Consider the following 24,426-nt stretch of genomic DNA (forward strand, 5'->3'; position numbering starts at 1 on the left):
TTAATATCAATTCACCTCTTCAATGATTGAATTCACAAAAAAGAGCACCCCATTACAGGCACTCTTCGTAATTTTAATGCTATTATTTAGTCATCCAGGGTCTTTCTAATAAATTCATAAAGCGAACCAAACACTTTACCAGCGCGGCCGCCCTATGTCTCCCGATATTATTCAATATTTTACTATTCTAATAATAATTTTTAATTAAATAGCTTTAGTCTATCTATTCGTTCAACCGCTTCTATTAACCGATTCTCATCATCCAAAAGCCCTACCCTTATGTATCCTTCACCAGTTTCTCCAAACCCATTTCCAGGCGCAACAGCAACATGTGCTTGTTCTAAAAGCAAATCACTAAACTGATTGGAACTATAACCATCAGGCACAGGTAACCAAACAAAAAAGGTACCTTTAGGTGAATCAATTTCCCAGCCAATTTCTCTTAATTTACCTACAAATATATCACGACGCCTTTCATATACCGACACCAGTTCCTGGGCTGCTTTTTGATCTTCTGTCAGCGCTTTGGCCGCTGCATGTTGAATTGCCCCAAATAAACTAACATACACATGATCCTGAATTAAGTTTATGTTTTCGATTACTGATTTGTTACCAACCGCAAACGCCACCCTCCAGCCAGCCATATTGTAAGTCTTTGAAAGCGTGTATATTTCCACCCCAATATCCTTTGCACCTTCTGATTGCAAAAAGCTTTGTGGTTTTTCTCCATCAAACCCTAACGAGCCATAGGCAAAATCATGTACTACACATATATTGTGTTCCTTTGCGACCTTTACCGTCTCATCAAAAAAGAACTTGTTAGCGGTCGCTGAAGTTGGGTTGTTAGGATAATTTAGAAACATAAGTTTTGCTTGATGCAAATCTTCTTGAGATACATTTGAATAATCTGGCAAGAAGTCATTCTCTGGGTACAGTGGCATCAGCGCAGTCTTAGCATCCGCTAATGCAATTCCAGACATGTAATCTGGATATCCTGGATCCGGTAATAAAGCAAGGTCCCCTGGATTAAGTAGACATTGACTAATTTCTACCAAACCAGTCTTGGCACCAAATAAAATAGCCACCTCTTCATTTGGATCTAAATCAACATTATATTCTTGCTTATAAAATTCCGTGGCCGCTTCCTTTAAAAATGAATGCCCCTGAAAGGGTGAGTATTTATGATAAAAAGGATTAGCCGCAGCTTCTTTTAATTCCTCCACAATGTGAGCAGGTGTTGGTAAATCCGGATTACCTTGTCCCAAATTAATAATGTCATAACCTTGATTTTTTAAGCTTTGGACTTTATGCACTAGACTTGCAAAAAACTGTTCTGGTAATCGCCTTAACGTATCTGATTGCTCAAATTTTCGCACTTTATTCATCCTTTCAATCCAAGTAAATAATAATAAAATTGACATAAAAATAAGCCAATGTGATAATGTCAGAATATATAAATAATAATTCTTATTATAATGCCTAGGAAGTAAAAAAAGCCATCTCCTCACTCAAAAATTGTCTATCAAACTCTAAAAGGAGGAACTATTCAATGAATTTAAATATAGCTTTAACGCAGATAGATATTGCATTTGGTAACCCAGAAGACAATTTTCTAAAGGTCGAGCAGTACTTCAAAGAATCCATCGATAAGAATACGGACGTAGTAGTCCTACCTGAATTGTGGACAACCGGCTATGATTTAACAAGGTTAGATGACATTGCTGACCCAGAAGGCAAGCAAGCAACCTCATTCCTTGCTGAACTCGCTCAAAAATATCAGGTAAATATCATTGCTGGATCAGTTGCTAAGCAAGTGGACTCACATGTAACGAATACAATGCTAATATTTAACCGGGAAGGTCAGTTAATAAAGGAATATAGCAAAGCGCATTTATTCCGGCTAATGAATGAGGAAAAACATTTAATTGAAGGTAATGAAAATGGGTTATTTGAACTTGAAGGCCATAAGAGCGCAGGGGTAATCTGTTATGATATCCGTTTCCCTGAATGGATACGCACACATATGCTTGATAATACAAAAATGTTATTTGTTGTAGCCGAGTGGCCAAAACCGCGGATTGATCATTGGCGCGCACTTCTATTAAGCAGGGCGATCGAAAATCAATGCTTCGTGATTGCTTGTAATCGTGTCGGCTCAGATCCAAACAATGAATTTGGCGGACATTCAGTTATTATTGGACCTTGGGGGGAAATCATTGCAGAGGCAGGGGAAGATGAAACAACCCTATTTGGTCAGATTGACATCAATCAAGTGGATAAAGTAAGAGATACTATCCCTATTTTTTCAGACCGAAGACCTGATATTTATAAATTGTAAAGGGAAGGCTCAAATGCCTCCCCTACATTTATCTATGACGATAAAAAATTCAAATTCTACTCAATTAATTGTCTAGGCTTTCGCACAAGACTCATTATTCCAGCAATTAGATAGAAAATACCTGCAAAAATCCCTAAACCTAAACTACTAAATGATACTACTACAGCAGTTACTATTAAAATTATACCGGCTACTTTTGGCTTTTTATTTCCTTTTAAAAGTATCATAGCTATAATACCAAGAACAATTGCAAGAATCGCAGAGATAAGAATTAGCCATGAAATACTAGTAAAACCATCTAAAAACCCTTCGAAATCAGCTTGCGTTAAATTTGGGTCTGTGGCAACCATCTCATCAACGAAATCTGACATAATTTCATCATTACCTTGTAACGCTACTAAAAATCCACCTACACCTGCCATAATTCCATAAAAAAGGGCACCAATAACACCTAACACTACTTCACCTGTTCTTTTTATCATTTTATTACTCCTCCTTCAATAATTATTGACCAGCTACGTCTCGTTTTGTAAAAGCCCACCACGATGCAGCTAGGAAAATACAATAGTAAACTAGTAACACAATAATAGAAAATGCCATTGTCATTCCTTCAATTGCTGGTTCACTACCTCCTGTATATTGACTTAAGTCTGTATTGGCAAATAAAATGTACTTTGCCCAATCATATTGAGAAACAAATAAGACAACACCATTACCTGCAAACATTAAAAATATTGCTAATCCTATTGCCATTCCACTACTTCTAAATATAGTTGAGATCATAAATGCAAAAGTAGCCATCATCACAAGGTTTACCATTTTAAAACCATATGCAATAATTGTTTCTTTGAATAAATCAATCTGTTCATATGTCCCATCCAGTTGAAGTATGACGGCATTTGAACTCAATCCATCAACACCAAATAAAATAGCACCTACAGTCCAGGAAACCACTATCAAAAATAATAATAATGTTAGTGCAAATACAAGTATAGAAATATATTTTGAAGCTAATATCTTTAAGCGTGATGCTGGACGAATAAGCAGTAACTTAATCGTACCCCATTTAAATTCATTAGCAATGATGCCCGCTGCTACAATAATTGTAAATAAACTTATGACTGAGGCAAGGAATGTATTCTCATATAAATACTTCCACGCATCATAACCTTGTGGTTTGATATCATTTTCAAGGTGATAGTTATTTCTTTCAAGAGTTGCTGGATTCATCGCCTCGGAGAATTCCATCTCATCACTATTAGCTTCTTCCATTTGTTGTGTTATTTGTTGATTTTCTTCCTGCAGTTCTTCTCTCCAGTCATCTCCATATTCTTGTAAACTACCATCATCTATAAATCTAACAATCACTGCTCCTAGGATAGCAATTAATGCAAGGATAGCAAACATGACCCAAGTGGCTTTTCTTACATACAGCTTTATTTGTTCATTTTTAACTAACTGGATAAAATTACTCAATTGTATTATCTCCAATCAATTCTAGGAATTTATCTTCTAATGAAGAACGTTTTACATAAACACCATAAATATTTATATTTTCACTGACAAGACTTTTTATAATCTGTGGTATTTCATCTTTCTTAGCAGATAGAATGATATTGTCTTTTTCCATCCTAACTTCTTTATCAAATTGTTGTTCCAATTGTTGCTTTCCAATTTGCACATTATCTAATTCGATATACACATCGTTAAGCTCCGTTTGTTCCATCGTATCATTTACGGAGTTTATCGCAATGATTTCTCCATTTTTTATAATACCTATCCGATCACACATTAACTCAATTTCAGATAATAAGTGACTTGAAACAATAACCGCCACATTTTCTTGTTCTGCTAAGTCTCTTATGTAACGACGAATCTCTCTAATTCCCGATGGGTCTAACCCATTGGTCGGTTCATCTAAAATAAGGATGGATGGTTTATGAAGTAATGCTTGAGCGATTCCAAGTCGTTGCCTCATCCCAAGTGAATATCTACCTACTTTTTCATTAATTGGCTTTTCCAAACCAACAAGTGCAATCACTTCATTAATTCTTTCTTTAGAAATTCCAGGAATCATTCTAGCATAGTGTTCGAGATTCTTTCTTCCAGTCATAAAAGGATACATTTCCGGATTTTCAACGATGGCACCTACGTGCTTGATTGCTTCCTTAAAATCCGTTTTAATACTTTTCCCTTCTATTAATACATCCCCTTCAGTGATTTTCATTAATCCTACCATCATCCGTATCGTCGTTGTTTTACCAGCTCCATTAGGACCTAGAAAACCAAATACCTCTCCAGGATATATATTAAAATCCAATCCTTTTATGATAGGTTTATTACGAATTGTCTTTTTTAATCCAATAAGTTGCATTGCGGGATTCGACAAAAAAACACCTCCATTATAATTTATTCCACATATACATACGCAGTAAAATAATCAAAAGTTTCATCAATATGTAAGTTTTTATATTTTTTTCCATACAGGGGGAAGTTTAAGGAAAAATAAAAGGTATAGGAGGTTTTCTCCCATACCTAGATCATTGCAGATATCAAGTAATAAATCGCTATTGCAACCACTATAACATAAACAGTTATTCTTCCCTTACTAAATGTAGGCTTGTCTTTTTGAGTCATCTTATTCCACCCTCGCTGTAAAGAGAATAAATTTTTACACTTAATACCTTATTCTAATGATTTTATACCAATATTGCAAGCGCTTTCTTTTTAATTATCTAAAAAATTTGAAAAAACACTTGAAATTTCCACTCCAACAACTTATGATAATAAACATAACTTAAGGTGTTAACAAACCTTACATTTTAAATGAAAGGAGGAAATATGAATGAAAAAAATAGAGGCAATCATCCGTCCAGAAAAATTCCAAACATTACGTGATAAGCTATCAGCTATTGGGATTGGAGGATTAACTGTTACAGAAGCTGCTGGCACAGGTAAACAAAAAGGGCAAACTGGTATTTTCCGCGGTACTACATTTCAAATACAATTACTGCCCAAAATTAAGGTTGAGATGGTCGTTGAAGAAACACAATTAAATGAGATAGTTGACCTCATCATCGAAAGTTGCAGCACTGGAAATATTGGTGACGGAAAAATATTTGTTTACGCTGTTGAAGATTCCATACGAATTCGTACAGGTGAACGGGGCCAAGAAGCAGTTCTTTAATCAACTAAAAAGGAGGAACAAAACCCATGTTGAAAAAAAGCGCAATTTTATTCATCATTGTTTTATCTTTTACATCTACTGCTTATGCTGCACCAACAACCGAATCACTTCAATTATCCATTGACCTCGTTTGGGTCATGGTTGCTGCATTCCTCGTATTCTTCATGCATGCCGGCTTTGCTATGGTCGAGTCTGGCTTCACTAGAGCTAAAAATTCACTTAACATCTTGATGAAAAACTTCATAACAATCAGCGCAGCCGCCATTCTATTTTTTATTGTAGGTTACGGAATTATGTTTGGTACTTCTGCTGGGTCATTTATTGGGTCTGACGGCTTTATGCTAAGTGGCGTTGAAGATATAGGTTTCTTCATTTTCCAAGCAATGTTTGTTGCAACTTGTGCTACGATAATTTCCGGCGCTGTTGCTGAGAGGATGAAATTAGGTAGTTACGTACTTATCGTTATCGCTATGACTGCAGTCATTTACCCTGTTGTTGGTCATTGGATTTGGCAAGGTGATGGTTGGTTAACAGCATTAGGTTTTAGTGACTTTGCTGGTTCCACAGTGGTTCACTTGACTGGTGCAGTTGGCGCACTTACCGTTGTACTGTTCTTAGGACCTCGTATTGGTAAATATAGCGGTAAAAAGGTTAACGTCATTCCAGGGCACAACATTCCAATTGGTGCACTTGGGGTTTTTATCCTATGGTTAGGTTGGTTTGGTTTTAACGGTGGTAGTACATTAGCTGCAGACCCTAGCCTTGTACCAATGGTTATCGGTACAACAGTGCTATCGACATCTGGTGCATTATTAGCATCCGCTTTATATACAAAGATTCGTTTTAAAAGAGTGGACGCCTCCCTATCGCTTAACGGTGTTTTAGGTGGTCTTGTAGGTATAACTGCTGGTTGTGCTGAAATCTCTCTCGGGGGATCGATTATTGTTGGTTTAATTTCTGGTGTTCTTCTAGTAGAGGGTATCCGTTTTCTTGATACAAAACTTAAGATTGATGACCCGGTAGGTGCGATTACTGTTCATGGCATCTGCGGTATCTGGGGCACACTAGCCGTTGGGTTATTCTCGACTTCTTCCGGTTTATTTTACGGAAACGGAATTACTCAATTGGGCATACAAGCAATTGGAGTTATCGCAGTCATCGCTTGGACAATGATTACCGTAGGAGCATTTACATTCATTATTTCTCGAGTATCTCCAATCCGAGTATCTGAAGAAGAAGAAATATCAGGTTTGGATTTTGCCGAACATGGTTCCAATGCATATGAATTAAAAGAAACCTTGTTAACAAATGAAACAACTCCTGTAGAAGGAAAACTCGCTTTAGCTGATCGATTAAATAATTTATCGGCAGCAACTGAAAAAAAGTTATCTTAATTGCATGAACTCCATTAGTGGAGGGTAACCTTTACTAATGTTAGTTTAATATTTTATAGTGTTTCCCACCTATTTCTTATTGACGATTGCTTGGTTTAAGCAATCGTCCTTTTTTATATTTTCGACATAGTTCTTTAAGATTATTGTTGTTCGTGCTTTCTTAATGCCGCATGGTATGTTGACCCAATTCCTTTTTCAAAAGACAGTGCATACTTAATTGCCGCATATACATATTGTTTACCTATATTAACTGCATCGATAACTGTTTCACCTTTTGCAAGCTCCGCTGCGATGGCAGCTGAGTAACTACATCCAGCACCGCTAGTATGAATGGTATCAATGCGTTCAGTCTTAAATTCCATCAAAGATTGACCATCATACAATACATCAATCGCTTCTTCAGTTAAAGCTCCACCCTTCATGAGAACGTATTTTGGTCCAAACTGATATAAGGCTTTGGCAGCATCTTTCATATCAACTACCGTTCTAATTTCTTTTTTACCGAGTATTTTTGCAGCTTCATGTAAATTCGGTGTTATAATTGTCGCTATTGGAAATAAGTGTTCTTTCATTGTCTCAATCGCATCATTATGCAAAAGCTGTGACCCCATTTTCCCTATCATAACTGGATCGACTATGACTTTCTTCGTTGAGCAACGATTTAATAGCTTAGACACAAGTTTAATAATCTCCTCTGAAAAGAGCATCCCTGTTTTTATTGCATCAACGCCCACATGTTCAATTGCCGCATGAAATTGGGCTTCTATCTCCTCAAGCGAATGAATAAATATCCCCTTATTTGTTATTGAATTATTTGCAACAACAGCTGTTATTGCAGCCATTCCATATACATCACGTTCTTGAAATGTCTTTAAATCCGCTTGGATACCAGCACTTCCTTGAGCCGCAGAGCCAGCGATTGTAAGCGCACGTGGAATAGACACATAATCACCTCTCTGTTATTTTCTAGTTTTGATTTAATAACTCATATTATTTAATTTAGTTCCTCAAATACGGAATAACTTAATAATTGATGTCTAACATGTTAAACTATAAAGTATATTAATGACGGGGGGAATTACAAGTATGTCTCTTTCACCAATTAATGTGTTCCGAATCACCGGGTTTATAGAGGGCACTTCACTGGTTATTTTATTGTTTATCGCAATGCCAATAAAATACATAGCAAACCACCCAGAAGTTGTCACCATAGTAGGCTCCCTACACGGCGCATTCTTCTGTCTCTACCTTTTAGTTATTGCTTATACTACCTTATCAACCAGATGGCATTGGAAGTGGGTAGTTGGCTCCATTATCGTCGCCTTCATTCCGTTCGGAAATTACATCTTAGATGTTAGACTGCAAAAATCAATGCAAGAAAAACAGGTCATTGCTTAACTCTGCAATAACCTGTTTTCCTACCACCATACGGATATGAAGAACCAAACAATCATTACCACTTGAATAAAAACTTTTGCAAATGCGCCCCCAAGGAATCCTAATAATGAACCAATTGCCGCCTGAAAGGACTGTTCGGTAGATCTTTGTTGAACCAGTTCCACTACCAATACCGCGATGAACGGAATAGCAATAATACCAAATGGAGGGAATACAAAAGAGCCAACGATTACCGCTATTGCAGCTGTTCTTTCTCCCCATTTACTACCACCATATTTTTTAACGAAGTAACTATTAGCTATAATATCAGCTACGATTAATACAATCGTAAGAAACGCCATCGCTGTCCAGAATACCCACGAGAGATTATCTCCATTAATAAAAAAGAAATATAGAAGAAAACCAACCCATAGGACTAACGGTGATGGAACAAGCGGAAAAATTACTCCCACAAAGCTTAGTACAAAACAAACGGTGATTAGCAACCACATCAATAAATCCATGTAACAAACTCCAATCTAAAAAATCTATTATCTTAATCAATTTCATAATACCAATTTTGTCGTCACCTACAACAATATATAGTTGGATAAAACCATTTCCAAACTATATATTGCCCTTAGATGACTGTATAAGGTAATTATGAAATTGACTCATCTATTTAACTTCTTTCCAAAAAACTTCAACACTACCTTTTGCATCATTGCCATTAATATAAAAGTAATAGGGCCCGTTGTACGTTGTATGTAGTAAGGTTTGATACTCCACATCTGTTTGTTCTAAGTTCGCGAAGCCATTTTCATCTCTCACCTTCCACCCATACCCACCTGATTGAATATTCCAATTTACTGAAATAAGATATGTTTGGTTTCCCTCAAGCTGCATGCCTTCTTTCTCTTCTCCACTAAACCTTTCAAAACTTGCGTGATAAGAATTATCAGTAACAGTTTCTCGCCAACCTATTTGAATCGATGGTTGTATAATCACTATACTAAGCAAGAAAGATAAACTGACTATTAGTAAAATCAATGATAACCTTCTTCTTTGTAAGAAATCATAAACCAACATGTAAGTCCAAGCACACAAGACAGTAAAAAAACTAGCATATAAAACCAAGAATAAATAATTAAAGAAATCGGTAAAGGATGGAAGAAAAAGCACCAACCAAATCAATATACTTGCTACTGTATAATACAAAGGTTTCCTTACCCAAGGCCTAGACCCATTACTTTTTTTCAATAAATAATCAATAAAAGTAGAGCTGACTACAGCATAACCAAAGAAAGCAAGCCATATGTATGGATTTGATAGCATGCCATTAACACTAGATAAGTCCCAACCAGACAGAACTAAATTAACCACATAGAAAAGGGAAAGTGTTACTCCAGCGGCTGCGAACTTAGTTACTATATACGAAATAGAAAGCTTCACCGTTTCACCCAATTCTAATTTTCTTTATCTTAAAGAATTTCCCCTGAATTATTGTTGCTTTTTAATCCTCGCAGCTGATAGAAAATCCGCTGTACCGAAGTGGAAGGGCACTATTCTAACGAACTATGCAAGAAATCAACATAGCAGTTAAGTCGCACTTTACAAATTTCCTAGTCAACAACACACATTTAAATGGCTAATTTTAATAACAAATAAGAAAAACGCAGGTCAACCCAACAAACTTAAGACGCACATCTATGTGGTGGGCTTTACCACATAGATGTTTGACTCAGGCCGGCGCTGGAGCTAGACATATTTGAATTTTTTATATTTTCTTAATTCATAACAAAGAGAAAGCCCCTTTCCTTAAAAAGAAAGGGACAAGTTATTTTTATTCAGCTAATTTATCTGCAAAGGCTTTAACATATGGCGGTAAGTCAGGCGGACGGCGACTTGATATAATATGCCCATCGATAACAACCGCTTCATCATACCAAGTAGAACCTGCATTAGTCATATCATCTTTAATACCTGGTGTACTTGTTACCTTTTTACCTTTTAGAATATCTGCAGAAATCAGAACCCATCCTGCATGGCAAATTTGACCAATAGGTTTTTGTGCATCATTCATATGCTTTACAAAATCAATTACTTCTGGATAACGTCTCAATTTATCCGGCGCCCATCCACCAGGTACTAATATCGCATCATAATCACTTGCAATAATGTCTGTAAATGCATAATCCGATTCAGCTGGAACGCCGTATTTACCGACATATTTCTTGTTCGCTTCTTTTCCTACTAGATGTACTTCTGCACCTTCTTCTCTAAGACGCAATATAGGATACCACAACTCAAGATCCTCAAAATCATCTTCTACTAGAGCAATTACTTTTTTATTGTTTAAACGCATACGTTTACCTCCTTAGCTTCCTTACTATTATTGTAACAAACATACACATTTACACAGAACATTACGCTTACCTAGAAATAGAAGACCTTCAAATTACCTTTTTAGTTATTACCAAAAGTAAGTTTTTTCTAAATCTGAAGTTTTTGTTTTCTCACATCTAACTACACTTCCAGCTAACAACGCCCCTTTCTGAACACCCTTTATATGCCCAACTCTACTTTCTAGCATTGTGGACACTTTGATAGTAAGCTTCAATCATAATTTTTGTAACTTTATGTATAGGTTCAGGTAATTGTTTGAGAGAAAAATACTTCAAGTCATGACTTTCACCATCTAGTAGTTGTAATTCTCCACTTACTTTATTTGTTTTGAAAAGCGCAATCACATTATACACTTCGTCATCATTTGGATATTTAAAATAAAGATGCTCTCCAGATAAGAGCTCAACAAAGTCTAATTTACTTGTTGTTAAGCCTGTTTCCTCTAGCAGCTCTCTTTTAGCAGTTTCCTCAAAGCTTTCTCCCAACTCCATTGCGCCACCTGGCAATCCCCAATCATTTGAATCTGTACGCAATTGTAGAAGTAATTCACCTTGACTATTAAAAACCATTATTCCAGCCCCAACCATAATAATCGGTCTCGACCCAACATCTTTTCTTAAGTCTGCTATATAATTTGCCATCCTGCCACCCTTTCACATCCTATCTCAAATAAACAATTCAACATTTAGGTCTTTTTCTCCTCCCCTTAACCCAGGCAATTGAATGATAATTGCTAGACAGCAACAAGAAGGGGGTCTCCCCTTCCTCACTTGTTTAGTCTTTTATACCAACTACACGAACTCTTTTATAATCCGCAAACCAACTACCATCTTTGTATAAAAATTCTTTTAAATTATTTTCTACCTTAGTAACTACAAGTTCTTTTGTGTCATCTGCCTGTTCACCAAACATGCTACCTGCAAACATCTCAATCCAAGTCTTTAAACCATTTTTCCCTTCCAAAGGTGTTGGCCTATCAAAATGTTGTGCAAAAACCACCCTAAATCCCGCTTCTTCCATCAAAGTTGAATATTCTGCTATACTTGGAAAATACCATGGGAAGTTTCCAGGGTTATAATCTGTTCCCAGAATATCTAATTGTTTAATAATCTCATCAGTTATTAACTTTACATTCCCTTTACCACCAAGCTCTGCAACAAATCTCCCACCTGAATCTAGACTATTGTAAATACAATTCAAAGCTCGGCCAGGTGACTTCACCCAATGAAGCGTTGCATTAGAGAAAACAGCATCAAACTCATTTTGGTATTTTAAATCAGTCACGTCATCTACCTGAAACGTTATATGTGGATATTTAGCTATTGCTTGATTAATCATATTTGCAGATTTATCAACCCCCACGATGTCAATTTGAAGGTTATCAAGTTCATATGCCAAATCCCCAGTTCCACATCCAATATCAAGGATTCGTTCCCCTTTCATCGGTGCTAACAAATCAATTAAGTCTTTCCCAAACCTAGAAACGAATTCATGTTTTTCATCATATAAATGAGCATTCCAGCTATCCAACTTGTTAAGCTTCATAACGACTCTCTCCCTTATCATTAAATTAATTATGTTAGTTGAATTATACGGGGGAAATTATATAATTAATATTAATTAAAATAGTTAATTATAATAACAAACTGTTATTAGGGGGGATTCGGTGTATATTAGATGGCTTCAAACATTTCTTATCGCAACAAAACATGAGAACTTCCGAAAAACCTCTGAAGAGCTTTTTTTAACACAACCCGCTGTTACAAAACACATTAAACGGCTTGAAGAGACGCTTAACATTGAATTATTCGAAAGGAAAGGGAAAACTGTTTCACTCACTACAGCAGGTTATAAGTTTCTGCCCTATGCAAGTGAGATTGTAGAAAAGTATGAACAAGGAATGGCCAATTTTGAATCATGGAAACAAGGATATGATCAAAAGTTAATTATTTCTGCAGCTCCACAAATTGCATCCTCATTTTTACCTAGTTTATTGCGAAAGTTTATCGATAAGAATCCCAGTATAGAAGTTATCATAAATGTAGTAAAATCCTATGATATAGGAGAGGAAGTAAGTTCTGGCAGAGCTGATTTAGGATTAAGTAGAATACGTCCTTTACAAACGAATATAAAAACCGAATTAGTACATAAGGAATCTGTCGTTTTAGTCGGTCCTAAGTTTCACCAAGAAAAAACTGAGCTTGATGAGACAACGGCGTTACATAAATACAGACTTATAATCGATAATCATCCAGATTACTGGGATCTTCTATTAAATGATATTAAGAGGCATTATCCTGCGGTCCGAACAATGACAGTTAATCAAGTAGAAGCCACCAAACGATTTATAGAAAAAGGTCTAGGCGTTTCTTATTTACCTTTAACTATGGTTAAAGAGGAAATAAACGGAGAAAAATTGGTCAAGCTAAACTCAATTAAAATCGATGCACCAATATCTTGTACCTATGCATTGACGAAAGTGGAGACAAATGAAGTAATCACTTTTATTAAGTTTCTAAAAGAGGCAACGAATGATTTGTAAGCATTAATACGAAAAACAGCGCCAATACATGGGCGCTGTTTTTATAAAAAATATTTTTAATAGACTACACTATCAACTAATTTCTTAATTTCTATTACTGCATTCTCAGGTGAGCCAGCTTGACTAACAGCTGTAATAAAAGAAACGCCATCTGCTCCCGACTCAATAATATCCCTTACGTGTTCTGGTTTTATACCACCAATAGCGACTAAAGGAATACCACCAACATACTCTCGAATTTGCGAGATGCCATCTAACCCAATCGGAGTCTTTGCGTCCGCTTTTGTACTTGTTTGATAAATTGGTCCAATTCCTATATAATCTGCTCCATCCTTCTCTGCTTGAATCGCTTCATCCACATTTGTTGCGGAGACGCCGACAATAAAGTCTACCGGACTATATTTCTTTATTGTTGATACAGATTCGTCTTCTTGTCCAACATGCACCCCATCTGCACCTACATCTAATGCTAAAGAAACATCATCATTAACAATGAACGGAACATTATATTTGGTACACAATTGTTTCATTTGAAAGGCCAGATCCTTTTTTTCTTTACCTATCTCTGCGTCCTCACCTTTTTCTCTAAATTGGAACAGGGAGATACCACCTTTTAATGCTGCTTCTAACACATCCAAAGGATCTCCTTTGCAGTTGTTGCTTCCCATAATGAAATAAGTACGCAGATTGTTTTTTAATTCCATTTATCTACGCTTCCTTTGCAGTAACCGTATAGGTTTCCAATTTAATTGTATCTTTAACTACATCACTGTTTAATTGGTATAATGCATCTAAGAATGCTGTTTGAAAAGTCCCTGGTCCACTAGTATGTTCCGCTGCAACCTCAGCTGCAACTCCATAAAAACTAACCGCCGCAGTACTAGCTTCTAATAACCCTCCATCTGTTGTTAAAAATGCGGCAACCACAGAGCTTAATAAGCAACCGGCACCAGTTACCTTAGTCAACAAGGAATGACCATTATGAACAACGAATACTTCCTGTCCATCTGTAATGACATCATCAACCCCTGTCACGATAACCGGAATTCCAAGACGCTTTGATGCTTCTATTGCTACCTCTTGATTATTCGCTTGAGACACAGCATCGACTCCGCGCATATCAGATTTTAAACCTGCTAGATGACCTATCTCTCCTGCATTTCCACGGATAACAGATAGCTTTACACTATTAATAATTTTCTCGGCCGCATCTGTTCTAAACGGTGTTGCACCTACACCTACTGGGTCTAATACAACTGGTATTCCTTTTTTATTCGCGGCTTTTCCTGCCATAATCATCGCATCAACTTGAACAGTTGTTAACGTTCCTATATTTAACACTAATGCATCAGCATTGTTTGCCATATCTGCAGCTTCTTCAATTGCATTTGCCATAACAGGCGCTGCACCCACTGCATATAAGCCATTTGCAGTAAAATTAACAACGACTTGATTGGTAATATTGTGAATCAATGGTTGTTTATTTCTAACTTGATTTATTAATGTAGGGATCTCACTCATTTATCATTACCTCCTTCTAATTTGGTTTGGTAATCCCTTTAAGCGGTAACCCCAATGATTCGTAGGACCATTCCCTTTACCTACACCAAGTGTATAGTGAATGGCATCTGTTATAAATTGTTTCCCGGTAGCCACTGCGTCTACTACTGATTTTCCTTTTGCAAGTTCAGCAGTGATTACCGCCGAAAATGTACACCCCGTACCATGTGTATGCTTGGTGTCCGTGCGGGCTGATTTAAAGTAATGGAAGTTTTCACCATCGTATAACACATCAATAGCTTCACCCATAAGATGACCACCTTTTACCACAGCGGATTTTGCACCTAATTCAGTTACAATTACTTTAGCTGCTCGCTTGGCATCATCTGTGTTAGTAATCTTAAAATCTACTAATATCTCTGCCTCAGGAACATTCGGTGTTACCACTGTTGCAAGGGGAACCAAGACTTCACGAATAACCTTTCTAGAAGGCTCCTCCATTAATGAATGGCCGCTTTTAGCTATCATTACAGGGTCGATAACATAATCCACTGATTGTTTTTTTAATACTGTCGCAACCATCTCCATCATCTCCACTGTGGCAATCATTCCAGTTTTCACAGCATTTGGAACAATATCCTGAAACACAGAGTTTAATTGCTTTTCAATGAAGGAGACTGGTAGATTATAAATATCATCAACGCCTAATGTATTTTGTGCTACTACTGATGTAACTACACTCATACCATACACCTCTCGCTCTTGAAAGGATTTCAAGTCTGCTTGTATCCCTGCTCCACCAGTTGGATCTGTCCCTGCAATAGTCAGCGCGCTTGCGACCTCTACCATTCTTATACCTCCTCCGTCACCATTGTAAACGGCCATTTTTCTTGCGTGTAAGCCATCTCCCAAAAAGCATACTCTAGTTGACAACTTTTTATAAATGCTTGTTTTGCTTTTTCTTTTTCAATTTCACCAACTGTTTCTGCCCATCGATCTAACCTGTCGCGAAGCTCCGTTGTAACAGATGCAGTCTCTTGTTTAGCATAAAAAGTAATCCACTCATAAAAAGGATGCTCCGGACCGGGGTTAAAACTATCCTTTAAATAGTGTCCAATGTCTAAATATGTCCAAGGACATGGTAATAAAGCCGCTAACAATTCACCCATACTTCCTTGTTGCGCCGTGCTTTTCATATGTCCTACGTAATGATCTGCTGTCGGTGGTAATGGGAACCCTTTTAAGTCATTATAGTTAACACCCGCTACTTGGCATAAATTATTATGTGGATGTATCTCACTATTTAAGATAAACCCAATCTTTTCTTGGAAATACTGCATATCTTCTCTCGTGTCACTTTTCGCAATCGCTAATCCATAAATATTGATGAAAGCATTTAAATACTCAAAATCTGCTTTCACGTAATGAATTAACGCTTCTTTCGGTAATTCTCCTTTACCTAATCCATCCACAAACGGGTGTTTGAAGATTCCTTGAAAAATAACATCTGACTCTTTTCTTAATTGTGTTGAAAATGACATATGAACTCCTCCTCTTTTTTAGAGAAAGCCCAAAGTAGTTTCAGGTTTAGTACAACTACACTTTAATTTAAAGCATAGCAAAAAACCGCTACCGAAAACTGGAGCGGTTTGTTTTTAGATAGTATCATGCCTCTACCATACTAATCCCGTCTCCACTTTCCTACGCTGGTATTAACCAGTTCAGGTTCAAAGGGACAAAGGTAGTTACCTTATCTCAGCCAAAAAGCGCCCCTAGTGGACTTCCTATATTGTTTACATCTCTACTTAAACACTATATTTTTTAATTGTCAACTTATACCCAATTAATTCCTTTAAGTAAAATATTCTATCTTGGAATCAGGAAATAAACGGTTAATATATCCACCAATTGTCTCTTTCATATCTTCCTGTTCATTGTCTTTATACACATATTTTCCAATTCCATATCTTCCCCATTTCCACTTTCTCTTGGATTCATCTAATTCAAGTTTGGTCATTGGATAATTTTTTTGAATAACTCGTTTAGCTGGCTGTGTAAAGCGATGTTGGATCAACTCAAAGGTTAAATCTTTTTTTGCGAAATCTGGCAACGCAGCCTCCAATCGCTCTAGCATTTCTCCATAACCTTCTTTCCAACCCTCATGCAAATAAATGGGAGCAATAATAAAACCTAACGGATACCCAGCTTCCGCAATCTTTACTGCCGCTTCGATTCTCTCTGGTAACCGAGAAGTTCCTGGCTCAAAAAACTTTATTACATAGTCATCATTAATACTAAAGCGAAACCTTGTTCTACCGTTATGTTTAGCATCTAACAAATGATCTACATGAGCAAATTTGGTTACAAACCTTAGTAAACCATGTTTTGACTTTCCAAAATACTCTATGGCTTGCTTTAATGTATGGGTTAAATGATCAACACCAACGATATCTGAGGTACAAGATGCTTCAAACCTTGTTATTTCAGGGGCTCGTTCACTCATATACTTTTCTGCTGCATCAAATATCTCGTCTGTATTTACATAGGTGCGAATATAGGGCTTACTTCCCATCGTTGTTTGTAAATAACAATAGTGGCAATGACCCATGCAGCCAGTTGCAAATGGAATAGCATATTCAGCAGAAGGTTTGGACGTATCAAATTTTAGCGTCTTCCTTATCCCTACAACCAATGTTGACTTTGCATTTCGATACTTCTGAAATTCATTATCACCAGGCAAGTTACGGACTTGATTATGGGAAGTTGTTTCTCGGATATCCAATCCCATTTTTTCAAACTTATCTTTAAGTTCCTTGCCCAGTTTGTATTCTAAAGCACGTGGTTCAAAATAAACTAACTGTGGTACAAATGGCTTAACCATAATAATTCCACTCTCCTGAATCAGAAGAACCAAATACTTGTTGAAATTCTTCTTCTGCTTCTACTTGAGATTGATAAATGGCTACTTCATCTGTTAGCGGATAATACGTTTCATAAACAAAGAGGGCTAACTCCCCTGGATGATCCGGATTATTTACTACCGCTGCTTCCTGAACATTCGCTGTTCCCTGTACATGGGGATTTCGAATAATAACATAGACAACATCTCCCGGTTTATACATAGAAAGATTAAAATCCATTTCTTCACCTATTTTCTTTTTATGATTTCTTTTTAGCATTCCTTAAAATCTGTGGTTTATTATGTACAACCCAAATTAATTTGTCGAAAATTTAGCGATTTTCTGAAATTTTTGTCGCTTTTTGTCAAATGTTTGGTACAATATCTATAAACACTTGCATTTATATTCACTTAAACAATTTACTACTTGGGGGGGAAAGGGATGAAAATTAAAACAAAATTAGTAATAATTGTAACCGTTTTATTGCTTTTTTCCAGTGTTTTTATCGGATTGTGGTCTTATAAGACTGCAGAGAAACAACTTGACGATATTGGAATAACTACACTTGAGAATTCGACAAAAATGGTGATCAGTCAGATCGAGATATTAAATCAACAAGTTGAGAAAGGTGCAATATCTCTAGAAGAAGCACAGGAAACAGTAAAACAATTTATACTAGGGCCTATTAATGTTGATGGGCAAAGACCTATCAATAAAGATATAAATTTAGGTGATAATGGTTACGTGTTTATTATTGCTGAAGACGGCACACTACTTGGACACCCAAGCTCTGAAGGAGATAACATTTGGGAAAACAAGGATCCTGAAGGGAATCTAGTCGGCAAAACGATTGTAGAAAGTGCTACAGAAGGGAACGGACTAGCATATTACCATTGGGCGTTACCAGGAGATAGTGAACAAACGGGACGCAAAGTTGTATACTCAGAAGTGGATCCAAATTGGGGATGGATAATATCATCCGGAACCTACATGATGGACTTTAATCAGGGTGCTCAAAATATACTTCACCAATCTTTAGTAGCAATCGCGATTGTTCTCTTTCTAGCTATCATTGTAGCAGTCATCTTCTCGAACAAAATTTCTGATCCATTAAACATTGTAACAAACCGGCTAAATGCAATGGCAAATGGTGACTTGTCTGGTGAAAAATTAACGATAAGATCAAATGATGAGATTGGAAAATTGGCAAATTCGATGAATCAAATGAACAACGGCCTCGGAGAACTAATTGTTTCTGTACGTAATTCCGCTGATGATTTAGCATCATCTTCAGGGGAAACTGCTACCTCTATTGAAGAATTAGTTACTGCCTCAGAAAAAATTTCTGATATTGTTCACCTTGTTTCAAATGATGCTCAACATGGGAGCACACATACCACTTCTGCCATTTCATCCATGGAAAAGCTAACTAACTTGATTCAAAACGCTAATCAAAAAGCAACTAATGCAACTAACAATTCAAACTTAACTTTATCCGCCGCACAAGATGGAATGGAAAATGTTAAACACTTAATTAAAGAGATGAAAAATATAGAAAATAAAACTCAAGAAACTGAAGAAATACTTAAAGCTCTAGAAGTTCATACTAAAGAGATAGAACATATTGCAACTACAATTACATCAATTGCAGATCAAACGAATTTACTAGCTTTAAATGCTTCCATCGAAGCTGCACGAGCAGGTGAGCATGGTAAAGGTTTTGCAGTCGTCGCAGAAGAAGTCCGAAAGTTAGCTGAAGAGTCTAGCAAAGGAGCAAACGAGGTAACCAATTTAATCAAAAAAATCTCTGATGCTAGTGAACAATCAACTAGCTCTATGCAAGAAAACAAACGTTCTGTTACTAAAGGTGTTGAAAGTGTGCAAAGTGCTGATTCATCATTAGAAAAGATTATTACTGCTGTTAATATAACTGTTGATGATATTCACAGTATTTCTGATTTAGCTAAACAAGAAGTTAATATCTCAGAAGATATCGTAAAACTAATCCAAGAGTTAGAAGACATAACCAAAAGAACGGTTAAGAATTCCCAAGAAGCATTCACCTTAAGTGAAGAATCTGTTGCTTCTGTTGAAAATGTTAGTGCCATGTCTGAAGAGACAAGCGGAATGGCAAATCAGATGCAGAGTTCGGTTGAAAAATTCAAATTGTAGGTTACTATTTCCTTCTTAACTCGATAATATATTGAAACAAAACAAGCCTGTCAAGTTTCCGACAGGCTTGTTTATATCTGACTCAATACTTCCATTTCGTCTCCATTACAGGAGGTTTATAATTTACTAATTTTTTAATTAGTCTTTCTGGATCGCTAGATGATTGGATTATATCCATATGTGATTGATTAGAAAAGCCTTCTTCAATACTATACTTTATCAACTGAATTAATGGATTATAATATCCTTTAACATTCAAGAGCCCAATTGGCTTTTCATGGATACCTATTTGCGCCCAACACAACACTTCGAACAACTCTTCAAAAGTTCCCAAACCACCTGGTATAGCAATAAAGCTATCCGCTAACTCACTCATTTTAGCCTTTCGTTCGTGCATGCTATCTACCTCAATTAGTTGCGATAGTCCACTATGTACCGTTTCACCTTTGAACAACCCTCTCGGCATAACACCTACTACTTGACCACCTGATTGCAAAACAGCATTTGCTACACTACCCATTAAACCAATTTTAGAACCACCATAAACTAAACGAAAGCCACCTTCAGCTATTAATTTACCCAGCACATTTGCACTTTCATGATATTCTATATGTTTCCCTACATTGGACCCCGCAAATATACATATGGATTGCATGCTACCACCACCATTATTTATTATTTATTACTATTTATTTTACTATATTTAAACCTTTGTATTATTAAGATTGTTTTAATGTTTTCAACTTTATAGCGATTCCTTTTTCATTAAGGTTTTCTACACATTCCCTTAAATAATTATAATCATGTTCCGGATAAATAAGTTGACTTCTTTCATTTAAATTTCCATTGTGGAGCGTATACTCATTAAACGCTTCACAAGTCTTACCTCTATAAAAAGGGTCGAACCATAGTTTGTCAACATTATAACCTCTTATTTCCATCTCTTCCATAATCCTTTCGTGATAACGGAATAACAGAATAGGTGCATAATCAAAAATATAGTTGACTGTAGCATGCGGTCGTCCCCAACCATTTCCTCTTAATGCACAACACTCTCGATGTTGTTCTAATAATTGTTGTCTTGGTAAATGAGTAATTAACTCTTCATGCCATAATCGCATATCGCTTCCTCCATACACCTCTATTTATATCGTCACTAATACAAAGAACCAATACAATATACTTCATACCACATTGCCCAAAAAAATAAGCGCGTTTTTGAACATAGACATTTTATTAGTGGAATGTTGCTGTGAAATCTATACTTCCACTGTAATGCAAATCATCTCTCGTTCCACTGATTGCGGAGTGCTATAATTCATTCCGATAACATTTGGTTGTTAGTTAATTCACCGCGGAACTCCAAATGTGTTTAACGGCCATATACGCATCTTTACGTCACCAATGACAGTATCTTCCCGAATAAAACCAAAAGATCTACTATCTTTACTAACTGATCTATTATCACCAAGTACAAAATAATGACCTTTCGGAACAACCTTTTGATTAGTTAACTCCTCTAAGGTAAAGTTATTTGTTAAATACTGATTGGCAGATAACTCCTCCTTATACATTTTTAGATACGGTTCATTATAAGCTTCATTATTTATATAAAGTGTATCATTTTTCATTTCAATCTCGTCACCAGGTAAACCAATCACTCTTTTTACGTAATTATCTTCAGAATCAGGTGCATGAAAGGCTATTTCGTCAAAGCGCTCAATTTTACTTATCTTACTTAGTAGAATACGGTCTCCATCTTGAAGATTTGGCATCATTGATTCTCCCTTAACAATCGATGGCGTTATCAGAAAATGACGACAAACCATAACAATAACCAATGCTATAACTAACGCCTTCACCCAAGACAAAACTTCCTTTAAAAATAAGTTGTTCATTCTATTCACAATCCTTCACGTTTATTTCTAGTGGTCAAAAAAATCAAACACACTAAGTTTGATGGTCATATGAAGTTCCTCTATACTTAATTAAGTCATGATTTTTATTTAGGGAGTTTTTTCATGTATAAACAAACCAAACCATCTATAAAACAAATTATTTTAATTTCGGGAATTATTCTAGTTGCATTTAATTTACGACCAGCTATTACTTCAGTTGGACCACTGATTGGCATCATTAGAGATGATTTAGGATTAGCTAATTGGAATGCTGGATTAATTACAAGTTTACCTTTGTTGGCATTTGCAACCATGTCCCCTTTAGCACCCAAACTGGGCAACAAACTAGGCAATGAAAAAACTATTCTAGCTGGACTTCTCTTACTTTTTTTAGGTATTATTATCCGTTCTATGGCTTTCACACCAACCATATATATAGGAACAACACTTGTTGGTCTAGGAGTTGCTATTTGTAATGTTCTTTTACCAGGATTAATTAAAGAAAAGTTTCCAAACAACATTGGATTAATGACCGCAGTGTACACGACAAGCATGTCCATATTTGCCGCTACTGCATCCGGTTTAAGTGTACCACTTGCAAGTGGTTTAGGACTAGGTTGGCAAAAGTCACTAATAAGTTGGGCAATTCTCGCTGGTATAGGAATCATGGTTTGGCTTATATTGATAAAATCTACTACGATTCGAATCGAGAAAAATTTTTATGAACCTTCTGCTAAAAGGTTATTAAAGTCACCATTAGCTTGGCAAGTAACTATTTTTATGGGGTTTCAATCGTTTCTCTTTTATGTAACTATCTCTTGGTTGCCTGAAATACTACATCACTCGGGATTTACTATTAGTACAGGAGGCTGGTTACTATCTTACATGCAATTTGTCAGTTTACCAGCAACCTTTTTAACCCCTATACTGGCCGGACGGTTAAAAAACCAACAAATAATTATCTATGTAGTTGGGATTCTCGCTTTAATTGGCTATACCGGCTTGCTACTTGGTGGTCCATTAGCCCTCATGATGGTATGGATAACCTTGATTGGTTTTGCTCTAGGTTCAAGTATCAGTTTAGCACTAGCACTATTAGGTTTACGGTCTTCTAATGCACGCCAAGCAGCTGAATTGTCCGGCATGGCTCAATCTTTTGGTTATTTATTAGCATCTGTTGGGCCAATTGTTATCGGCTTAATCTATGACTTTACTGGCAATTGGTCAATCTCCATTATTACCATATTAGTAGTCTCTCTATTCATGATATTTTTCGGCCTTGGTGCTAGCCGTGATAAATATGTTTTAGAAAAACCATAAAAGAAATCAATACTAACTTTTGTACAAGGGAGAAAAGAAGAGCTCCCTTGTACCATCACTAATCATACAACTTTACCGTTTCTAATGAATCCCTTGTAAAACCTACAACCTACTCATACTCTCTACAATTATTTATTTAATTCTTTATAAGCGATTACTTTTAACGCCTCTAATTCCTCTGAAGTTAGCTTCGTTTCTATTTTTCTAATTATTTCTTGCTGTTGTTCATCCGTCATACCACTTTGAATATTAGACTGAATTTCTTTCATTTCAGTAATACTGAACTTCGTAACAAGTTTTTTAACTGCTTCTTCTTTTGTATTAAAAGGCAGAGAACTATCATCGATTGTGGAGCCTTCACTAACAAATTGTTTAAGGGTTGGATTCTCATTTACAAATTGTTTCACTACCGCAATATCTTCACTATTATGCAACTGCGTATCAAATTGATCTACAACTTTATCCGCTATAAAATTCGTACCAAAATGATAAATGCCAAAAATTATCCCTACTATGACCAATATAGTTACTATCAAATTACGTAAAACCCTCACATTGTTCTCTCCTTGTATATACCATTTTAAATGTTAATGATTTTGTAACTAATTATACCAAATATAATGCAAGAAATACTTATATAGATAAAAAGATAATAGAAAAACACACTATATTTGTATCCTACGCTATTAATCATATGGATTAGTTGTAATTATATGAGAAAAACAATAGACAATATTTGAGGGCTCAATAGAAAAGCTATAATCCTTACACTTCGACATTTTTTTCTATAAATAATGGAACTATTTTGAAATTAAAACCGTATATATTAGTTGAGTATAAAGAAAAGGAAGTGATCTTATTGGAGTGTTAGATATCTATTGGTGGCTATTATGGGGAAGTCTCGGTGCAGCCATTTTTTCTTTATTTTTAGGTGATGCGATTGAGGGATTACTAGATAGCATATTTGATAGCATAGGTGAATTCTTAAATCCATTATTGTTATTCGGAACCCTATCTGTCATCGGTGGATCAGGGGTTTTGATAACAAAGTATTCAGAACTTAATAACTTTATTGTACTTATTCTCAGTATTCTCATTGGCGTAGGAGCTTATATTCTCCTTTATTACTTTTTAGTTATCCCAATGTCTAACGCTGAAACCTCAACTTCTATTTCAATTAATGACTTAGCAGGTAAAGTAGGTGACGTAATAACGACAATCCCTGCATATGGAATGGGAGAAGTATTTATCGAATCGACAAACGGCAGTCGAAATGAAATAGCCAAGAGTTTCGATAATGTTGAAATTATACAAGGCACTCAAATCGTGGTAGTTCAAGTGAAAGATCAAATTTTATATGTATCGGAACTAACAGAACTTTAAATTAGGAGG

Annotated in this window: 28 protein-coding genes and 1 riboswitch; of the genes, 8 read left to right on the top strand and 20 right to left on the bottom strand. The window is 36.1% G+C overall.

Translation table 11 applies throughout. The features are described 5' to 3' along the window. Nucleotides 1-200 precede the first annotated feature (200 nt). Entirely contained in the window at nucleotides 201-1,376 is a 1,176-nt protein-coding gene (locus QQS35_RS11605; RefSeq protein ID WP_285932299.1) for a pyridoxal phosphate-dependent aminotransferase, read from the bottom strand. 173 nt (nucleotides 1,377-1,549) lie between these two features. Between QQS35_RS11605 and QQS35_RS11610 the strand changes: the two genes are divergently transcribed. Beyond that, the gene (locus QQS35_RS11610) at nucleotides 1,550-2,338 is read left to right on the top strand and encodes a carbon-nitrogen family hydrolase (RefSeq protein ID WP_285932301.1); all 789 of its coding nucleotides are present in this window, start codon (nucleotides 1,550-1,552) and stop codon (nucleotides 2,336-2,338) included. A gap of 56 nt (nucleotides 2,339-2,394) precedes the next feature. On the opposite strand, the gene QQS35_RS11615 is transcribed toward QQS35_RS11610, so the two are convergent. From QQS35_RS11615 to QQS35_RS11625, 3 genes are read right to left on the bottom strand one after another with little or no spacing between them, the layout of a single operon-like run. Next, on the bottom strand, nucleotides 2,395-2,820 hold the full coding sequence (locus QQS35_RS11615) for a DUF4064 domain-containing protein (protein ID WP_285932303.1): 426 nt from the start codon (nucleotides 2,818-2,820) through the stop codon (nucleotides 2,395-2,397). A gap of 22 nt (nucleotides 2,821-2,842) precedes the next feature. Further along, nucleotides 2,843-3,814 carry an ABC transporter permease gene (locus tag QQS35_RS11620; RefSeq protein ID WP_285932304.1) on the bottom strand — a complete coding sequence of 324 codons (972 nt, stop codon included), beginning with the start codon at nucleotides 3,812-3,814 and terminating at the stop codon, nucleotides 2,843-2,845. After that, a complete protein-coding gene (locus QQS35_RS11625) occupies nucleotides 3,807-4,727 on the bottom strand; it encodes an ABC transporter ATP-binding protein (RefSeq protein ID WP_285932305.1) in 921 nt (306 codons plus the stop codon). Before QQS35_RS11625 ends, QQS35_RS11620 begins: the two co-directional genes overlap by 8 nt. 456 nt (nucleotides 4,728-5,183) lie before the next feature. Here QQS35_RS11625 and QQS35_RS11630 point away from each other — a divergent pair, with 456 nt between their 5' ends. Both QQS35_RS11630 and QQS35_RS11635 read left to right on the top strand, forming a co-directional pair. Then, nucleotides 5,184-5,525, top strand: coding sequence for a P-II family nitrogen regulator (locus QQS35_RS11630; protein ID WP_285932306.1), 342 nt, complete (start codon nucleotides 5,184-5,186; stop codon nucleotides 5,523-5,525). Between the two features lie 26 nt (nucleotides 5,526-5,551). Further along, nucleotides 5,552-6,919, top strand: coding sequence for an ammonium transporter (locus QQS35_RS11635; RefSeq protein ID WP_285932307.1), 1,368 nt, complete (start codon nucleotides 5,552-5,554; stop codon nucleotides 6,917-6,919). A gap of 140 nt (nucleotides 6,920-7,059) precedes the next feature. Here the strand turns inward: QQS35_RS11635 and thiD (QQS35_RS11640) are convergent, their stop codons facing one another. Further along, nucleotides 7,060-7,863, bottom strand: coding sequence for a bifunctional hydroxymethylpyrimidine kinase/phosphomethylpyrimidine kinase (gene thiD, locus QQS35_RS11640; protein ID WP_285932309.1), 804 nt, complete (start codon nucleotides 7,861-7,863; stop codon nucleotides 7,060-7,062). A 142-nt stretch (nucleotides 7,864-8,005) separates the two neighbouring features. Here thiD (QQS35_RS11640) and QQS35_RS11645 point away from each other — a divergent pair, with 142 nt between their 5' ends. Beyond that, nucleotides 8,006-8,317, top strand: coding sequence for a DUF3817 domain-containing protein (locus QQS35_RS11645; RefSeq protein ID WP_285932310.1), 312 nt, complete (start codon nucleotides 8,006-8,008; stop codon nucleotides 8,315-8,317). A gap of 20 nt (nucleotides 8,318-8,337) precedes the next feature. Here the strand turns inward: QQS35_RS11645 and QQS35_RS11650 are convergent, their stop codons facing one another. The 5 genes from QQS35_RS11650 to QQS35_RS11670 all read right to left on the bottom strand — a co-directional run bounded on the left by QQS35_RS11650 (nucleotide 8,338) and on the right by QQS35_RS11670 (nucleotide 12,247). Further along, entirely contained in the window at nucleotides 8,338-8,820 is a 483-nt protein-coding gene (locus QQS35_RS11650) for a DUF456 domain-containing protein (RefSeq protein WP_285932311.1), read from the bottom strand. A 154-nt stretch (nucleotides 8,821-8,974) separates the two neighbouring features. Continuing rightward, entirely contained in the window at nucleotides 8,975-9,748 is a 774-nt protein-coding gene (locus QQS35_RS11655; RefSeq protein ID WP_285932312.1) for a hypothetical protein, read from the bottom strand. A gap of 391 nt (nucleotides 9,749-10,139) precedes the next feature. Continuing rightward, nucleotides 10,140-10,661: a type 1 glutamine amidotransferase domain-containing protein gene (locus QQS35_RS11660; RefSeq protein WP_285932313.1), complete on the bottom strand. Its 522-nt coding sequence runs from the start codon at nucleotides 10,659-10,661 to the stop codon at nucleotides 10,140-10,142. A gap of 214 nt (nucleotides 10,662-10,875) precedes the next feature. Next, nucleotides 10,876-11,343: an NUDIX hydrolase gene (locus QQS35_RS11665; RefSeq protein WP_285932314.1), complete on the bottom strand. Its 468-nt coding sequence runs from the start codon at nucleotides 11,341-11,343 to the stop codon at nucleotides 10,876-10,878. Nucleotides 11,344-11,476: 133 nt separating this feature from the next. Then, the gene (locus QQS35_RS11670) at nucleotides 11,477-12,247 is read right to left on the bottom strand and encodes a class I SAM-dependent methyltransferase (protein WP_285932315.1); all 771 of its coding nucleotides are present in this window, start codon (nucleotides 12,245-12,247) and stop codon (nucleotides 11,477-11,479) included. Between the two features lie 121 nt (nucleotides 12,248-12,368). On the opposite strand from QQS35_RS11670, the gene QQS35_RS11675 reads away from it, so the two are divergent. Then, nucleotides 12,369-13,244: a LysR family transcriptional regulator gene (locus tag QQS35_RS11675; protein ID WP_285932317.1), complete on the top strand. Its 876-nt coding sequence runs from the start codon at nucleotides 12,369-12,371 to the stop codon at nucleotides 13,242-13,244. Between the two features lie 56 nt (nucleotides 13,245-13,300). On the opposite strand, the gene thiE is transcribed toward QQS35_RS11675, so the two are convergent. The 6 genes from thiE to QQS35_RS11705 form a co-directional block, all read right to left on the bottom strand. Then, on the bottom strand, nucleotides 13,301-13,948 hold the full coding sequence (thiE, locus tag QQS35_RS11680; RefSeq protein WP_285932318.1) for a thiamine phosphate synthase: 648 nt from the start codon (nucleotides 13,946-13,948) through the stop codon (nucleotides 13,301-13,303). A 4-nt stretch (nucleotides 13,949-13,952) separates the two neighbouring features. Next, complete coding sequence (gene thiM / locus QQS35_RS11685; protein ID WP_285932320.1) at nucleotides 13,953-14,765, bottom strand: hydroxyethylthiazole kinase; 813 nt, start codon at nucleotides 14,763-14,765, stop codon at nucleotides 13,953-13,955. A 6-nt stretch (nucleotides 14,766-14,771) separates the two neighbouring features. Further along, complete coding sequence (thiD, locus tag QQS35_RS11690) at nucleotides 14,772-15,593, bottom strand: bifunctional hydroxymethylpyrimidine kinase/phosphomethylpyrimidine kinase (protein ID WP_285932321.1); 822 nt, start codon at nucleotides 15,591-15,593, stop codon at nucleotides 14,772-14,774. A gap of 2 nt (nucleotides 15,594-15,595) precedes the next feature. Further along, nucleotides 15,596-16,285 carry a thiaminase II gene (gene tenA / locus QQS35_RS11695; protein WP_285932323.1) on the bottom strand — a complete coding sequence of 230 codons (690 nt, stop codon included), beginning with the start codon at nucleotides 16,283-16,285 and terminating at the stop codon, nucleotides 15,596-15,598. 140 nt (nucleotides 16,286-16,425) lie between these two features. Further along, nucleotides 16,426-16,528, bottom strand: a riboswitch (TPP riboswitch). Nucleotides 16,529-16,596: 68 nt separating this feature from the next. Beyond that, nucleotides 16,597-17,625: a spore photoproduct lyase gene (gene splB / locus QQS35_RS11700; protein ID WP_285932324.1), complete on the bottom strand. Its 1,029-nt coding sequence runs from the start codon at nucleotides 17,623-17,625 to the stop codon at nucleotides 16,597-16,599. Next, nucleotides 17,618-17,923, bottom strand: a complete 306-nt coding sequence (locus QQS35_RS11705; protein ID WP_285932326.1) for a transcriptional regulator SplA domain-containing protein — start codon at nucleotides 17,921-17,923, stop codon at nucleotides 17,618-17,620. The genes splB and QQS35_RS11705 overlap by 8 nt, the downstream gene beginning before the upstream one ends. Nucleotides 17,924-18,085: 162 nt before the next feature. Between QQS35_RS11705 and QQS35_RS11710 the strand changes: the two genes are divergently transcribed. Continuing rightward, nucleotides 18,086-19,816: a methyl-accepting chemotaxis protein gene (locus QQS35_RS11710; protein ID WP_285932327.1), complete on the top strand. Its 1,731-nt coding sequence runs from the start codon at nucleotides 18,086-18,088 to the stop codon at nucleotides 19,814-19,816. 82 nt (nucleotides 19,817-19,898) lie between these two features. Here the strand turns inward: QQS35_RS11710 and QQS35_RS11715 are convergent, their stop codons facing one another. From QQS35_RS11715 to lepB, 3 genes are all read right to left on the bottom strand, one after another. Continuing rightward, a complete protein-coding gene (locus tag QQS35_RS11715) occupies nucleotides 19,899-20,471 on the bottom strand; it encodes an LOG family protein (RefSeq protein WP_285932329.1) in 573 nt (190 codons plus the stop codon). A 64-nt stretch (nucleotides 20,472-20,535) separates the two neighbouring features. Next, nucleotides 20,536-20,937, bottom strand: coding sequence for a TIGR02328 family protein (locus QQS35_RS11720; RefSeq protein WP_285932330.1), 402 nt, complete (start codon nucleotides 20,935-20,937; stop codon nucleotides 20,536-20,538). A gap of 228 nt (nucleotides 20,938-21,165) precedes the next feature. Continuing rightward, entirely contained in the window at nucleotides 21,166-21,714 is a 549-nt protein-coding gene (gene lepB, locus QQS35_RS11725; RefSeq protein ID WP_285932331.1) for a signal peptidase I, read from the bottom strand. Between the two features lie 123 nt (nucleotides 21,715-21,837). On the opposite strand from lepB, the gene QQS35_RS11730 reads away from it, so the two are divergent. Next, nucleotides 21,838-23,034 (top strand): CynX/NimT family MFS transporter, encoded by a 1,197-nt coding sequence (locus tag QQS35_RS11730; protein WP_285932332.1) that lies wholly within the window; start codon nucleotides 21,838-21,840, stop codon nucleotides 23,032-23,034. A gap of 128 nt (nucleotides 23,035-23,162) precedes the next feature. Here QQS35_RS11730 and QQS35_RS11735 read toward each other — a convergent pair whose 3' ends face one another. Beyond that, a complete protein-coding gene (locus QQS35_RS11735) occupies nucleotides 23,163-23,588 on the bottom strand; it encodes a hypothetical protein (protein WP_285932333.1) in 426 nt (141 codons plus the stop codon). 310 nt (nucleotides 23,589-23,898) lie between these two features. On the opposite strand from QQS35_RS11735, the gene QQS35_RS11740 reads away from it, so the two are divergent. Beyond that, a complete protein-coding gene (locus QQS35_RS11740) occupies nucleotides 23,899-24,417 on the top strand; it encodes a protease (protein WP_285932335.1) in 519 nt (172 codons plus the stop codon). Nucleotides 24,418-24,426: the final 9 nt, after the last annotated feature.

The sequence above is a fragment of the Aquibacillus rhizosphaerae genome (assembly GCF_030282825.1).
GTDB classification, from domain to species: Bacteria; Bacillota; Bacilli; order Bacillales; family Amphibacillaceae; genus Aquibacillus_C; species Aquibacillus_C rhizosphaerae.

Excerpts from the sequence above, each read along its gene's own strand:
- QQS35_RS11670 (WP_285932315.1), bottom strand. The coding sequence starts at position 12,247 with ATGAAGCTTAACAAGTTGGATAGCTGGAATGCTCATTTATATGATGAA.
- QQS35_RS11660 (WP_285932313.1), bottom strand. The coding sequence starts at position 10,661 with ATGCGTTTAAACAATAAAAAAGTAATTGCTCTAGTAGAAGATGATTTT.
- QQS35_RS11715 (WP_285932329.1), bottom strand. The coding sequence starts at position 20,471 with ATGCAATCCATATGTATATTTGCGGGGTCCAATGTAGGGAAACATATA.
- lepB (WP_285932331.1), bottom strand. The coding sequence starts at position 21,714 with ATGAACAACTTATTTTTAAAGGAAGTTTTGTCTTGGGTGAAGGCGTTA.
- QQS35_RS11705 (WP_285932326.1), bottom strand. The coding sequence starts at position 17,923 with ATGCTAAAAAGAAATCATAAAAAGAAAATAGGTGAAGAAATGGATTTT.
- QQS35_RS11630 (WP_285932306.1), top strand. The coding sequence starts at position 5,184 with ATGAAAAAAATAGAGGCAATCATCCGTCCAGAAAAATTCCAAACATTA.
- QQS35_RS11720 (WP_285932330.1), bottom strand. The coding sequence starts at position 20,937 with ATGCGATTATGGCATGAAGAGTTAATTACTCATTTACCAAGACAACAA.
- QQS35_RS11665 (WP_285932314.1), bottom strand. The coding sequence starts at position 11,343 with ATGGCAAATTATATAGCAGACTTAAGAAAAGATGTTGGGTCGAGACCG.
- thiM (WP_285932320.1), bottom strand. The coding sequence starts at position 14,765 with ATGAGTGAGATCCCTACATTAATAAATCAAGTTAGAAATAAACAACCA.
- QQS35_RS11650 (WP_285932311.1), bottom strand. The coding sequence starts at position 8,820 with ATGGATTTATTGATGTGGTTGCTAATCACCGTTTGTTTTGTACTAAGC.
- thiE (WP_285932318.1), bottom strand. The coding sequence starts at position 13,948 with ATGGAATTAAAAAACAATCTGCGTACTTATTTCATTATGGGAAGCAAC.
- QQS35_RS11730 (WP_285932332.1), top strand. The coding sequence starts at position 21,838 with ATGTATAAACAAACCAAACCATCTATAAAACAAATTATTTTAATTTCG.
- QQS35_RS11615 (WP_285932303.1), bottom strand. The coding sequence starts at position 2,820 with ATGATAAAAAGAACAGGTGAAGTAGTGTTAGGTGTTATTGGTGCCCTT.
- QQS35_RS11635 (WP_285932307.1), top strand. The coding sequence starts at position 5,552 with ATGTTGAAAAAAAGCGCAATTTTATTCATCATTGTTTTATCTTTTACA.
- QQS35_RS11645 (WP_285932310.1), top strand. The coding sequence starts at position 8,006 with ATGTCTCTTTCACCAATTAATGTGTTCCGAATCACCGGGTTTATAGAG.
- QQS35_RS11710 (WP_285932327.1), top strand. The coding sequence starts at position 18,086 with ATGAAAATTAAAACAAAATTAGTAATAATTGTAACCGTTTTATTGCTT.
- thiD (WP_285932321.1), bottom strand. The coding sequence starts at position 15,593 with ATGGTAGAGGTCGCAAGCGCGCTGACTATTGCAGGGACAGATCCAACT.
- QQS35_RS11610 (WP_285932301.1), top strand. The coding sequence starts at position 1,550 with ATGAATTTAAATATAGCTTTAACGCAGATAGATATTGCATTTGGTAAC.
- splB (WP_285932324.1), bottom strand. The coding sequence starts at position 17,625 with ATGGTTAAGCCATTTGTACCACAGTTAGTTTATTTTGAACCACGTGCT.
- tenA (WP_285932323.1), bottom strand. The coding sequence starts at position 16,285 with ATGTCATTTTCAACACAATTAAGAAAAGAGTCAGATGTTATTTTTCAA.